This window comes from Colwellia sp. MEBiC06753, from assembly GCF_053470325.1.
Genome location: NZ_JBQMTM010000022.1, coordinates 12,419 through 25,999 on the forward strand (window position 1 = coordinate 12,419; position 13,581 = coordinate 25,999).

At 39.1% G+C, this 13,581-nt stretch carries 10 protein-coding genes; 8 read left to right on the forward strand and 2 right to left on the reverse strand.

The features are described 5' to 3' along the window. Positions 1-14 precede the first annotated feature (14 nt). From ACOB82_RS15405 to ACOB82_RS15420, 4 genes are read left to right on the forward strand one after another with little or no spacing between them, the layout of a single operon-like run. Entirely contained in the window at positions 15-3,497 is a 3,483-nt protein-coding gene (locus ACOB82_RS15405; RefSeq protein ID WP_448213872.1) for a type VI secretion system Vgr family protein, read from the forward strand. A gap of 12 nt (positions 3,498-3,509) precedes the next feature. Next, complete coding sequence (locus ACOB82_RS15410) at positions 3,510-3,971, forward strand: DUF3592 domain-containing protein (RefSeq protein WP_448213874.1); 462 nt, start codon at positions 3,510-3,512, stop codon at positions 3,969-3,971. A 13-nt stretch (positions 3,972-3,984) separates the two neighbouring features. Next, positions 3,985-4,791, forward strand: coding sequence for a hypothetical protein (locus tag ACOB82_RS15415; protein WP_448213875.1), 807 nt, complete (start codon positions 3,985-3,987; stop codon positions 4,789-4,791). A gap of 5 nt (positions 4,792-4,796) precedes the next feature. Continuing rightward, positions 4,797-5,186 carry a DUF4280 domain-containing protein gene (locus ACOB82_RS15420; RefSeq protein ID WP_448213876.1) on the forward strand — a complete coding sequence of 130 codons (390 nt, stop codon included), beginning with the start codon at positions 4,797-4,799 and terminating at the stop codon, positions 5,184-5,186. 80 nt (positions 5,187-5,266) lie between these two features. On the opposite strand, the gene ACOB82_RS15425 is transcribed toward ACOB82_RS15420, so the two are convergent. Then, a complete protein-coding gene (locus ACOB82_RS15425; RefSeq protein WP_448213877.1) occupies positions 5,267-6,031 on the reverse strand; it encodes a hypothetical protein in 765 nt (254 codons plus the stop codon). A 49-nt stretch (positions 6,032-6,080) separates the two neighbouring features. After that, positions 6,081-8,684 (reverse strand): protein kinase domain-containing protein, encoded by a 2,604-nt coding sequence (locus ACOB82_RS15430; RefSeq protein ID WP_448213878.1) that lies wholly within the window; start codon positions 8,682-8,684, stop codon positions 6,081-6,083. A 264-nt stretch (positions 8,685-8,948) separates the two neighbouring features. Between ACOB82_RS15430 and tagH the strand changes: the two genes are divergently transcribed. From tagH to icmH, 4 genes are read left to right on the forward strand one after another with little or no spacing between them, the layout of a single operon-like run. Then, complete coding sequence (gene tagH, locus ACOB82_RS15435; RefSeq protein WP_448213879.1) at positions 8,949-10,412, forward strand: type VI secretion system-associated FHA domain protein TagH; 1,464 nt, start codon at positions 8,949-8,951, stop codon at positions 10,410-10,412. Between the two features lie 14 nt (positions 10,413-10,426). After that, the gene (gene tssJ / locus ACOB82_RS15440; RefSeq protein WP_448213880.1) at positions 10,427-10,897 is read left to right on the forward strand and encodes a type VI secretion system lipoprotein TssJ; all 471 of its coding nucleotides are present in this window, start codon (positions 10,427-10,429) and stop codon (positions 10,895-10,897) included. Between the two features lie 24 nt (positions 10,898-10,921). Further along, positions 10,922-12,265, forward strand: coding sequence for a type VI secretion system baseplate subunit TssK (gene tssK, locus ACOB82_RS15445; RefSeq protein ID WP_448213881.1), 1,344 nt, complete (start codon positions 10,922-10,924; stop codon positions 12,263-12,265). Then, positions 12,262-13,578: a type IVB secretion system protein IcmH/DotU gene (icmH, locus tag ACOB82_RS15450; protein ID WP_448213882.1), complete on the forward strand. Its 1,317-nt coding sequence runs from the start codon at positions 12,262-12,264 to the stop codon at positions 13,576-13,578. The genes tssK and icmH overlap by 4 nt, the downstream gene beginning before the upstream one ends. Positions 13,579-13,581 lie beyond the last annotated feature (3 nt).

Genomic DNA, 13,581 nt, shown 5'->3' on the forward strand with positions numbered 1-13,581 from the left:
TAAGGGACAGTGATATGCGCTCACAAGAGCATAGGTTAATTGCTATTTCCACGCCGTTAGCAGAAGATAAGCTGCTGTTTTACAAAGGAAGTCTAATTGAGGAATTGGGGCGCCCCTTTCATTACGCTTTAGATTTATTGAGTGAGGATGACGGGGTCGAATTGAGCGATCTCCTTGGTCAAAATATTACATTAAGATTAGAAACGGCAGAAGATGAACCACGTTATTTCAATGGCTTTGTTACAGAGTTTCACCAAAAAAGTACGGAGTCTCATTTAACTCACTACGTAGCAATTGTTAAACCATGGTTTTGGCTACTATCCTTAAGTGAAAACTGTCGAATTTTCCAAGAAAAAAATACACCAGATATTATAAAAAATGTCTTTGACGAGCTCGGTTTTTCTGACTACGAAGATAGATTAACCAACACTTACGCTGCACAAGATTATGTAGTGCAATACAATGAATCTGACTTTAATTTTGTTTCTCGGTTAATGGAAGAAGTGGGGATTTTTTACTTCTTTGAGCATATCAATGGCAAACATACCTTAATTTTAGTCGATCAAAACTCAACTATCTCTTTGTTTGGTGAGGTTATCTACTTACCGATGTCAGAGCAGGAACCTGATAATCATATTGAAGTGATATCTAGTTGGGAAAACTCGAAAAAGGTGAAAACCTCTGGTATTAGGCTTACTAGTTTTGATTTTGAAGTTCCAAGTAAAAATTTAGAAGCTGTAGCATCTGTACCAACAACGCCATCATTATCTGCTATCGAAAAGTTTAGTTATCCGGGTAATTATAAAGAACGTAATGAAGGGACAAATTATACAAGGCTTTTGATGGAGCGGGAAAATGCTGATTTTGAAATTAAGTCGGCAAAAACCAATATTCGTCAACTTGGGGTCGGTCTACAATTTAAACTAACTGAGCATTTTAGAGAGGACCAGAACACTGATTATCTAATCACCAAAATATCAATGGAGTTATATTCCGATGACTACGTTAGTGGTGACGATGAGCTAGAACAACCCCTGTTTACTGCACAGTTGAATGCGATACCTTCTAAAGTTCATTTTCGAACTCCACTTCTAGCAAGAAAGCCTTCAATGCAAGGTCCACAAACGGCAATGGTTGTAGGTAAAAACGGTGAAGAAGTTTGGACAGATAAATACGGCCGTATCAAAGTGCTGTTTCACTGGGACAGGTACGCAAAAGCGAATGAAACCAGTTCGTGCTGGGTACGCGTTTCACAAACTTGGGCAGGTAAAAATTGGGGGGCGATGCAGATCCCTCGTATTGGTCAAGAGGTTTTAGTAGATTTCCTCGGTGGCGACCCCGACCGCCCAATTGTTATAGGAAGTGTCTACAATGGCTCAACTATGCCTCCCTATGAATTGCCTGCAAATCATACTCGCTCAGGATTTAAATCTCGCTCGACTAAAGGTGGCGGTGGTTTTAATGAAATCCGCTTAGATGATAAAAAGGATAATGAACAACTTTTTATCCATGCAGAAAAAAACCAAGATAATCGTGTTAAGAACGATAGATTAAGTTGGGTGGGTAATGATGCCCATGAAATTATTAAAGCAAATAGTTTTGCACTGATTGAAAAAGATAAACATCAAACGATAAAAGGCAATGATTTTTCCAGTATTGAAGAAAATCAGCACCTTGACATCAAAGGTGGTTTTTTTACTCAAGTGACCAAAACCTTTAATGGTAAATACCTTGCGGATTATAAAATGTCGGTTGGTGGCGATAGTCATTGGCAAGACGAAGCTAATTATAATCATAAAGTAGCGCAGCAATATTCATTAAATGCTGGCAAAGATATTCAAATGAAAGCTAGTATGAATATGGCCGCAGAAGCTGGTATGGCTATACATATCAAAGCTGGCATGAATTTAGTACTTGAAGCCGGTGTACAAGTTACTTTAAAAGTTGGTGGTAGTTTTGTTTCGGTTGGGCCGGCTGGCGTAGATATTTCAGGCCCATTGGTCAAAATTAATAGTGGTGGCGCTGCTGGCTCTGGCTCAGGCAGCAAGCCGATAGCACCCAAGGCGATCAAAACGCCTAAAGAAGCAAAAGAAGCAAAAGAAGCTGATAACGATAAAGCTGGAGGACAAGCGACAGCCCCGAAAGCTAAAAAAATTGACTCAAATCAAACGACCTTAAAAAGCCAACAGGTTGGTGCTTTTGTTGCCCAGCCTATTGCCGCAGCGGCAGTAAATAAATCTGTAGAACCTCCACCTAACTGTAAAATTAAGTCACTTACTACTCAGTGTAGTCATAGCCGTAAACCAGATGCTAACTACAATTTGCTAGAAGTTGTGCCGACAGCAACCGAGCAAAAAGAAGAAGAAACAACTATTAAGCTTGATGGGGCTTCGTTATTGAGTGCTGACGATCAAAATGCATCATCTTCAACCGGACGTTACGGGCAAGCGGTAAATAGCGCAGCAAGTTCTTCAAGCAACTTACCCAACTCAAACAAGGTGGGTAGTGCTTCATATGTTAAAAAAATAGAGTATGGTGGCAGCGAAAAGCTGGCAACTAAATTAGCAATTGACGACGACTGTGGTACAGGCCAACTCATGTGTTCTTCAGACAGAAAGTGGCTTAAAAGTTACAGTAAAAGCTTTGAATTAACACCAGAGCCTGCTGATACCGATAAGTTAGGGGATACACCCGCGCGCAGTTATTTCCTTCAGGGCAAGTGTGAACACCACAGTGGTGAAGTTTTAGAAGTTAAAGTTTATCCTTCTGAGCAAGTATCTGCCGAAGTTTCACTGCAGTTTATATCCGGGAAAATGGATCAGTTTAACAAAGCATGGGAACAATGGGGCAGCAAATTTATGGGGTTGACCCCATTAGATTTGAAGCCGAAATTGATACCACCAAGCGGAAAGTTAAGCTATAGCAAAGGCTGGAAAGAAAATAGTAAGGACTGGCGCGCTTATTATGAAGTGGAGTTTAAGGCATCACTAGAGCCGATTGCCGGTATTGAAATCGAAGTTCAGTTTAGTATTACTCGATTAATTGGCACTATGGTAGGCATACCCCCACATTTAGCTCATTTTGCTTCTGAACATATCGCTGATGTATTGGTGCTGTTCGAAACGGGCGTTAATCTAAAAAGTAGTGGTTCTGTTCTTAATCAATACTATTCAACTGGCGAATGCATGACGAATGGGCAAATTACTTTAGGGGTCGAAGGAAAATTATCATTTGGCTTTATGGCACGTGCTGGTAGTCAGTATTTAGCCAGTGTTAGCGCCTCCGGGCGTTTAGCCATTACTCCTTATGGTGGCGGTGAAGTGGATATTAATAAAGATGGAATGTTTATTGAGCCAAAATTGAAGTTACCTCCAGCGACAGCCACGGTGAAGGTAGAATTTAGGGCCTTTGTTATGTTTTCTAAGAGCAAGACTAAGCAATGGAAGCTTTGGGAAAGCGATAAAGAAGTCGAATGTCGTAAATACCAACTGGTATAACAGGAGCAGCAGATGACAACATCAATACTTAATATTGTGATAGCCCTCGTAATTATTGTCGCTTTGTATTTGTTATTTCAATTAAAAAATAGTGGTCAGTGGCTGCAAACACAAGCAACAATTACTGAACTTGCGATCACTGAAAATTTTAACCGCAATAATAGTACTAATAGAAATAGTGTAGAGCACCACGTGGATATTCGCTTTAACTACTCCGTAGCAGGTAACTCTTACCAGGGGACTAAAATATACCCTAGTTTGCCTAATGTGTTCACAGATCAAAATGATTTAGCGCGGTTTACGGAACAATATCAACAAGGGATGCAAACAACAGTATATTATAATCCAAATGACCCTAAACAGTCGGCCTTAGTCAAAGTGCAGTTAAGTAATGTTGCATTTCTTGTTCTAGCTTTGATTATTTTATTGGTGGCGGGCATTATTTATTGGGTGATAAATAAACTTATAGCGTAGGGACAGCACTTTCATGCAAGCAAATTATTATCTCGATTTTTATAGTTCTGGCTATCAAGTAGCACTGACAGTAAATGAATTTCCGATTGTCTCAGAGCTCAGTGGTCAAGAAGTGACAACAACACAAATTATTAACCGTTGGCTTGGACAGAAAAATAATCGAGCTCATATAACGTTAACTATTCCAACATTCACGGCAAAAGATCCTGACGATCAACCAAGTACGAACAAGGCGGTTCGTATAAATATTTTTAAAGGAGAAGAGCGCGATGGGAAATTAGTTGCTATCGACAATTTAGTGCAGTTAGAACTAAGTGAAAATGACCCGATCATACAACAAATGACTAGCCCTGATGGATATGAAATTAGCTTTCCGCAAGTGTTAAGTGATTTACCGTTAACACGTTTGTGGCAATACGCAGAGACCATGGAGCAATTATCTCAGCAAGATAAGTATGATATTTTTTTAGTGTTAAAAGGCGTTCGTAGTTTTTTCGCTAAAAAACAGTTCGAGCAAGCATATGAGTTTTTCAAGTATCGCTATGAAGATGAAGAGATAGCCGATCATATTCCTAAGGGGCAATTGCAACAATCGGTTCTAGCAATGTGGAAGCAATATTTAGCGGATCCTGAATTATCTTTAGTACAATATGCAGCTGAGTCTGTTGCTATCAACTGGTTGGATAATAAACGGGTTGCACAAATAGTGGTTAACGATGGACAGTATCCAATCGAGTTTGTCCATGCAGAGCAAGACATGAGCTTTGGCTTTCCATTATTTCTGTGCAAAATTAACGGTCAATGGATCATAATTCGGTAGATTAAATGGCTATTCAAGTTACCAATGGAGCGATGTTGATGTGCAGTCAAGGTATGGCACCTAGCACCCTAGTTGTGCCACCTATCAACCGTGTAATGGTTGATAATATGCCTGCGGCTAATATTATGGACTTTAAACCTATGGTTAATATTTTACCATTTGGTATGTGTCGTTCCCTTGCTAACCCAACAGTCGCAGCAGCGACTTCAGCAGCATTAGGTGTACTGACCCCTATGCCTTGCATACCTGTAATACCAGCACCTTGGGCACCTGGCGCACCAACCGATCTTATTGCCTATTTCCCGGCTTTAAACAACTCAAGTAAATGTATGTGCACGTGGGCAGGCACTATATCAATCACCAACCCAGGGGCAACCACTGTAATGGTGCCTTAACCTGAGGTTTGTATAAAAAATAATAAGATAAAAAGTTGCCGCGTAGGACGGCAACGCTCTGAAATAGAAGTTTTCAGAATTTATTGGTTAAGCAAGCCAAATACGCCCATTGAGTAAGCTCGTTTTTGGTTAGTCCCCATTAAAGAGCTTACTTGAATATTTGAGCCAAGTGCTAACGGCTGATTTGAATAACGGCTGCTGCCTGTGCCTGTGCTATAACCGACTCCAGGTGTTGCCGTAAACTCGTAAGCGATGACATCACCTTTCTCCACTCCAACTGTATTATTAAATTGAAGGCGATTAGGTCCAGTAGTATCCATTGTAATGACTGAGCTCTCCCAAACTGTTACCAAGTTCGACTCAATATAGCGAAGAACTTTAACTTTCATCGCTGTTGGTCGAGTGACGTAGGCACCGACACCAGTTAATACACCAGCACTTGGCATACGATTACTTAAATCAACAATCGTTATTGGTTTTTCATCTAGATTAATGCGCTCTACTAATTCATCACCAACATAATCGAGTAAATCACCTTCAACTAAAAAAGCTTTTAACGCATCAATCTCATTTTGCACAAAGTTACGTACTTGCCCCCTAAGAACAGTGGACTCTTGAACCCTCGAGCTTTTTTCAGTATCTAGCACCGCGATGACTTGGTTAAGGTTATCAATTTTCTTATTTAGCAAAGTATTATTTGCTAATAGCTCACTATTTTCTTGCTTTTGTGCTGCAAGTGCTTGTCGCAAGTTGGTATTAACAGTTTGAAGGTCGTTTTTATTGCCTGTAGAGCCACAGCCTGATAGTGCTATTATGCTGATAGGTAGCAGAAGTATTTTACGCATTTTATTCTCCATGAATTATCGTTCTTCCATCAGTTAAGTTGATAACTGGTTAATTTTCAATCGCAAATCGTTCAGATGCTAACTTTTCATTATTTATGGTGAGTTCAAGGATGTACCCACCTTCAGCAAAACCGTCAACGGGTTTAGAAATTTTGAAAAATTTAGTGCCATTTTCTTCGGTTAATATAACCGGAACTGTTGAAATTTTAACAGTTTGTGAGCCATCAAACAGCGAAGCTTGTACCACATTTGTACCCGGGGAAAAATTGCTAAACTCAAAACCAATAAAAATGGTTCTATCGGCAGAAATAGTTTTTTCATGACTGCTTGATATTTCAGTAAACGCTTGCCCTTTTACTTCAAGAACGCTAATTCTTGGCTTAGAAGCTTCAATCTGAGCTTGCTCGGCATCCACTAAGTTACGGTTAAAAGTTGTAATAGCGGTACTTTCTGGAAAAAATTTGGCGGCATCAAGCAAAGTAGCTTTTGCCTGTTCAAACTGCTTATTAGCAATTTGCTCGGGAACACTTTTAATCAGCGCTTGTTCGATTGTGTAAAGTCCTTCAATCGCTTCCGGATTTTCTGGGTAATTGACTAAAATGTCACGGAACGCTTGATATGCATTATTACTATCGGGTGGCAAAATATTACCTAAAGTTAACTGCTGTTGAGCCAAGGTAATTTGATTAGCTAAGGCTTTATTTTGAGCTTTTTCCTGGGCAATTTGAGCAAATGCTTGATCGATATTCTCACGTAAAACAAGCAAAGATTCGTGTTTATTGTTAGAGGTTATCAGCCCTTTATCTGTGTAAAGCTTAGCCCGTTGTAAGTTATTGCTATCAAACTGAGCTTTTGCCAACTGATAGTAGCGATCACTTATTTTAAGCAAGCCTTTGTTAGCCGCTGGATGTTGTGGGTTAATTTCTAAAATCTTTTTAAAGTCATGGTAGGCATTATTATCATCGTCACCGGTTAGCTGGTCTTTAGCTAAATGACTTTCTGCAGACTCGATTAAGCTCAATATATAAAGCTCGTTTTGAATTTTTTCACTAATGGCTGTTACTTGCTCTGATTGTTTAAGTTCAGGGTATTTGCGTAAGGTGGATTTTAATAACTGACTAGCGTCTGCATAATTTGTCTGTGATAAATGTTGATTGATGCTATTTAAATAAGCTTTTTGTAATTTATTTTTGCCTGCAACAACTGTTGGGTGGTTATCAGCCAAAAGTGAGATAAATTGGTAAGTTTGATAGAGTTCTTCTGCTACATCAATGGAGCTGTCTAGCTCTTGTTCCAATGATTCAGCCTGAGCTACCAGTTTTGCTAATTTTTCCTTATTTTTTTTGTCTTGTTCCGATTCTTGCGCTGGGATGGGGCTATCTGATGGTTGATATTGCTGAGCTTGATTATCTTTTGATTGCACGGGAACAATATCGTTAGTACTTGCTTGGTTGTTCCCTTTATCGGCAACTTCTAGAGGTTGAGTTGTTTGAGTCTTTGTTGCTAGTTGATTCTCTGGTGCAGCTTGCGTTGTTAGCGGCTCTTCCAATTGTTGTTTTGAGTTGTTGTAAAACCAATAACCGCCAATGGCTATTACGACGATAACACTAATGATACTTGCATAGATGAGTGTTTCGTTTTTATTTGAATTAGTATTCACTGCGGATTGTTGGGGGATTGATTTAAAATCAATCACTTGAGTTTCATCAGTGATTTGCTTTGAAACAACCATGGTATAGTCGCCAGTATCTGATGAAGCTGCAACTGTCCCACTGTGATAATCTAAAGGTTTGGTTTTTTCTCGTTCGGCATGTTTAGCAAATAACTCATTTAATTCATTAAGCTGTTGGCTTGGTATCTGATTTAAGGCACTCACTAATTCACTGCCATTTTGAAAACGATCGTCAGGTACTTTTGCCATTAATCGCTCAATGATTTCCTGAAAACTAGCTTGTAAATAATCGGGAATTTTGGGAATTGGATCACTAAGATGTTTTATTCCAACAGAGACAGCTGAGTCGCCATTATAGGGAACTTCACCAACAAGTAATTGATAAAATACAACGCCTAAACTGTATAGATCCGAACGCCAGTCTATTTCTTTACCCTTAGCTTGTTCTGGGCTCATATAATAGGGAGTACCAATTGCAGTACCTGTTTGCGTCATTTCACTAACAGTATCAAAGGCTTTTGCAATGCCAAAATCCATCAATACCGCACGGCCATCTTCATTATTTATCATAATGTTTTCTGGTTTTATATCGCGGTGAACATAGCCTTTACGCCCAGCATAATCCAGTGCTAAAGCAATTTCTTTAATGACTTTTAAGATATGAAATAGGGAAATGGAATGTAAACGGTTTTTAAGGTCATCACCTTCAATGTATTCCATCGATAAGTAATGGTGATTGTTGACAACTCCAACATCGTAAACCGTCACAATATTGGGGTGAACTAGTCGACTGACGATTTTAGCTTCGCGAAGAAATCGCTCTCCAAATGCAGGGTCAGAAGAAAGTTGCTCGGCCATAACTTTAATCGCAACATCTCTTTCGAAACTATTTTGAATTGCCAAATAAACAGTAGCCATGCCACCGTGCCCAAGCACCTGTTTAATTTGATAACCATCTATTTTAATTGTCGTCTCGTCCATAATACCTAATTGTTAGCCGCTAACGTGCGATAGAAGAAAATTTGATTGGTTGGTATATCAGTATAGTTTTTATTATCTTAGCTAATTTAAATAATATTTGGTTTTAAGTAAAACAAAATACTAAACTGATAAAACTAAATATCTTTTTCTCATATTTACGCGGTTTACAGAGGTATCAATTTTTTGGCTATTGAAATAAATTTCAATTAGGGCAAACTGATTGAGTAAAGGATAGACAACAACGTTAGGGATTTATTGTTGGTTATGGCGCAATTGCTATTAAAACTCGTCTCGGGTACTGCAGGTACACAAAATTCTGTATGGTTTTATGAACAGGGTGGCACTATTGGCCGTTCAGCGACATGTGATTGGTCGTTACCTGATCATGATCGCTTTATTTCAAATAAACACGCCTCAATTTCTTACCAAAATAATCAATTTTATTTAACTGATACCAGTACAAATGGCGTTTTCGTAAACGATACAGCAAACTTATTAGGTCGTGACAACCAAGTAAAAATGGCGGAAGGTGATGTCTTTATTATTGGTGAGTACAAACTTCAAGTGGCAACAATTGAAGCGTCGGTGCCTGCCCAAACAAGCCAACCAAATGAGGAGTCAGGTGGCTTATTAGATTTAGTGCTTGGCAGCAACGCAAATTCATCAGTGTCACAATCTAAAGATCCGATTGCGTTAATGAATCAAGAAGATCACCCAAAACAAGATAATTCACTTGGATTAGGTGAATTGCTTTCTTCACCAGTTGTACCTTCCAATGAAAGTGCCAACTTTCAGCCACCTAATTTATCGTTTGATGATGCTTTTGCACAGGATGAACAGCCAGCATCAACTCCTGCATCAAGCCATGTTAATCAAGGGATTCCAGAAGACTGGGAGTTATCAGGAATAGTTCCAGCAATACCTAATGCAGACGCTTCCTCGCCGATACCAGTACAATCAAATAAAATTGAGGAACAAAACAACCTTAACGCTAGCCCGGAAATAAGACCGCCAAATGTCAATTCTTCAGCTACAGACAATACCGTCCAAGAGCAAGTAAATATATCTGCGCCACAAGAGCTAAATGCGAGTATAGAGAACCGAAGCGCTCAGCCGGTAGCGGCAAATAAAAATACTGGACAAAGTGATAGTTTTTTTACGTTGTTATATCAGCAACTGGGGTTGCCAAATGAATATCAAGAAACTGTCGATCAAGCAAAGTTTGCTGAGGATATTGCGACAATACTATTATCAAGCACTAAAGGCTTAATGGCACTGCTTAACGGTCGAAGTATTTTCAAACAGGAATCACGCCTTTCTTTAACCTCGATTCAGCCGCGTTCCAATAACCCACTAAAGTTTTCTATCGATCCGTCTGACTCATTAGAGATGCTACTAATTAAAAAGAAAGCGGGCTATTTAAGCGCAGAACAAGCCTATGAAGAGGCGATAAGCGACTTGCAATCTCATCAAATGGCATTTTTAGCAGGGTTGCAAGCAACGTTAACTGGCATCTTGGAACAACTATCATCAGATGTTATTGAACAAGAGCAACAAAAGAAAAGTGGCGGCTTTATGGGGCTCAATGTAAAAGCACAAAAGTTAAATATTATTGAAAATAAACAAAAAGAACTGGCAGATAGTGTGCAGCACAACTTAAATGAGATTCTGAGTAAGTATTTTGCTGAAGCCTATCAGGCACAAATAGATAATATTAAAAAAGATTAAAGAAGGAATTTTCCATGATCAAGCGATTTTTCCCTGTGTTTGTTGTGGCGTTAATGACGATATTGGCTTCGTGCTCTTCAACTAATGAGCATAATGTCGATTTTAGCTATTTTATCACTGCAAGTGACTCTATTAACCCTGATATTCAAGGACAGCCCTCGCCAGTTTTAGTGAGGGTTTATCAATTAGCTAATAATGTTAATTTTGAAAATGCCACTTATGATTCGTTATTTCAATCAAATCAAAATACGTTAGGTGGCGAATATATTTCCTTGAATGAATACTTAATTCACCCTGACTCTAAAAATAATGTTGAGTTGCAAATCTCTGAAAATGCGAAATATATTGGTGTCGCTGTTGGTTATAGAAGTGTTGAAATGGTCACTTGGCGGACCATAGTAAAAGTACCTGAAGGTAAGTTTTGGCGTGATGCTGGATTGGAAATCAAGGTTGATAAATTATCTGTCCGAGTAATTGAACTGTAAATAATAATTATAAAAGAGGCGTTTATGGCGTGGGAGAAGCGAGTTGTTTGGTCAGAAGGGATGTTATTGCAACCTCAGCACTTTCAACAAAATGCTAGGTTTCATGAGGCACAGCTACGTAATGTCACCCAGCTTTGCCAAAATAGTTTATGGGGTATGGCCACCATTGAAATTGATAAATCTCAATTAAAGCAAGGTAAGTTGAGCTTAAATCAAATATCCGGCATGTTACCTGATGGCAGTTACTTTGATGCACCAGAAATAGACGGTTTACCGAATGCGTTGGATATCAACGAGTCTCATTTAAATCAAACCATCTATTTAGCATCAACAATCAGAAGGTATGGAAATACCGAAATCTCAAGAGAAATTCATGCTAATGACGTCAGCAGGTTGCGTATTGAAGAGTATGATTTTCGAGATGTCTCTAGTACGGGTTCATTAAAACAGACACTAGAAGTAGCCGGTTATAATTTTTGTTTATTGACCGATGCTGATGTCAGAGATGAGTATGACTGCATTGCCATTGCTGTTATTGACGATATTAGTGCAAATGGAGAAGTCAGCCTAAAAAATGAGTTTGTTGGTCCGACAGTAAATATTAAACAAAACCTTTATTTAAGAAGCTTTGTTGGCGAATTAGTTAATTTGGCCCAGCATAGGGTATCTTCATTGGCAGCCAGAGTTTCTGTGGCAGGCAAAGCATCAACTTCTGAAGTGCAAGATTTTTTAATGCTACAAGCGTTAAACAAAACTTTGCCTATGTTAAAACACCTTGATGCAGTTGCTAAACTTACTCCAATGGCACTTTATGAGTTTTTGATTGTGTTAATTGGTGAGCTGAGCACCTTTATTAAGCCTGATAAAATGCCGCCAGATTTACCGAGCTACAAACATAAAGAGTTAACTGAAGTATTTTCAATATTAATTCAAGAAGTTAGGCAAAGCTTCAGTGTTGTGCTTGAGCAAAATTCGATAAATATTCCGCTGCAAGAGAAAAAATACGGTATTCGCGTTGGTGTAGTAGCGGACAAATCATTGTTTACTACTGCATCATTTATTTTAGCTGTACATTCCGATTTATCGCCTGAAGAAATGCGACAATACTTTTCACCTCAAGTGAAAATAGGGGCGGTCGAGCAGATAAAAGAATTAGTCAATGTGCAACTCCCTGGTATTCAACTTAATAGCCTTGCCGTTGCTCCTAGAGAAATTCCCTACCAACGAAATTTTGTTTATTTTGAGTTGGTTCCTAAGGGGGAATATTGGCAGGCTCTAGCCCAATCAGGTGGTATAGCAATACATGTCGGAAGTAACTTTCCTAATTTATCGATAGAGCTATGGGCGATAAGAGGAAATCAAGAATGAGTGATGATAACTTATCCAAAACCTTGATTGTTCCCAACCCAGGAGGGCGAAGAAAAGGGACGGAAACGAACATCCCTGTACCTAAGCAACCAGGGCAGCCTCAAAGTAATCAAACCCCACCACAGCCTTCTTCCAATGCTCCGCTAGCTTTGCCTGATAGTGAAAATATTATTTTAAGCTCATGCCAAGAAATCCTAACTCTAGCCAGCAATATTAAATCGTTAGAGCCAGCAAATTCTATATTACAGTTACGCCAAGATATAGATCGTTTAATCAGCCAGATGAACGATAAATTAACACGGGCCAACCAAAGTAATGAAGTTATTCTTACCGCTCGTTATATTGTCTGTTGTTTGCTGGATGAGCTTGTGTTGTCAACCCCATGGGGCAGTGAAGGCGTATGGAGCCAGCAAACGCTGTTAAGCCAATATCATAATGAAACCTGGGGCGGTGAAAAGTTCTTTCTAATTGTTAATAAATTATTAGAGCAGCCAGAACGCAACATTAATTTAATTGAACTTTGTTATGTTTGTTTATCTGCAGGTTTTTGCGGTAAATATCGAATTGCTCAAAATGGTGAGCGAGAGTTATTGAAAGTCAGCCACACTTTATTACAACAAATAGAGCAACAACGTCCTGTTTCAGCTGAATTATCCCCCCATTGGCAAGGCGTGGGGAGTGAGCAGAAATATCGAGGTAAACAAGTTAATGTTTGGATGGTATTCATTGCTATAAGTTTAATGTTAGTTGCAATATATGTTGGCTTCCTTGCTAATTTAAATGGCAAAGTTGAACCAGTTTACCAAGAGCTAGAGTCCGTTGGTTGGCAAGACTTCGTCGAAAAAATGGCTGAAACTCAACCCGCAACTTTAGATATTAATGATGTTGCGCAACAAATAAGAATATCTCTTTCCAAAGAAATAGATAATCAGCTAGTCGCGGTAGATGTGCGCGATAAAATGGTTATTATACGCCTAATAAGTACTAGTTTATTTAAGTCAGGTAGTAGTTTTGTTAATGAAGATGCGTTACCTGATGTTAATAAACTAGTAAATACCATTCGCGAACATGCGGTGAGTGTAGTGGTTGTCGGTCACACCGATTCCACTGGCAAAGCTGAGTCTAACTGGCTTATATCGAGAAAACGCGCTGAGGCTATTGCACATTGGTTAACCAAAGCTAATCACCAATTACGTAATACGATAACCCGTGGTGCTGCCGATACCCAACCTCTCTTTGCTGATGATAGTGAGAGTGAATATAACCGCAGTATGAATCGTCGCGTGGAACTTATTTTAAGGCTGAAGGGGTAGCAT

Coding starts and splice junctions, on each gene's coding strand:
- ACOB82_RS15420 (WP_448213876.1), top strand. CDS start 4,797: ATGGCTATTCAAGTTACCAATGGAGCGATGTTGATGTGCAGTCAAGGT.
- tagH (WP_448213879.1), top strand. CDS start 8,949: ATGGCGCAATTGCTATTAAAACTCGTCTCGGGTACTGCAGGTACACAA.
- ACOB82_RS15425 (WP_448213877.1), bottom strand. CDS start 6,031: ATGCGTAAAATACTTCTGCTACCTATCAGCATAATAGCACTATCAGGC.
- ACOB82_RS15405 (WP_448213872.1), top strand. CDS start 15: ATGCGCTCACAAGAGCATAGGTTAATTGCTATTTCCACGCCGTTAGCA.
- ACOB82_RS15415 (WP_448213875.1), top strand. CDS start 3,985: ATGCAAGCAAATTATTATCTCGATTTTTATAGTTCTGGCTATCAAGTA.
- ACOB82_RS15410 (WP_448213874.1), top strand. CDS start 3,510: ATGACAACATCAATACTTAATATTGTGATAGCCCTCGTAATTATTGTC.
- icmH (WP_448213882.1), top strand. CDS start 12,262: ATGAGTGATGATAACTTATCCAAAACCTTGATTGTTCCCAACCCAGGA.
- tssJ (WP_448213880.1), top strand. CDS start 10,427: ATGATCAAGCGATTTTTCCCTGTGTTTGTTGTGGCGTTAATGACGATA.
- tssK (WP_448213881.1), top strand. CDS start 10,922: ATGGCGTGGGAGAAGCGAGTTGTTTGGTCAGAAGGGATGTTATTGCAA.
- ACOB82_RS15430 (WP_448213878.1), bottom strand. CDS start 8,684: ATGGACGAGACGACAATTAAAATAGATGGTTATCAAATTAAACAGGTG.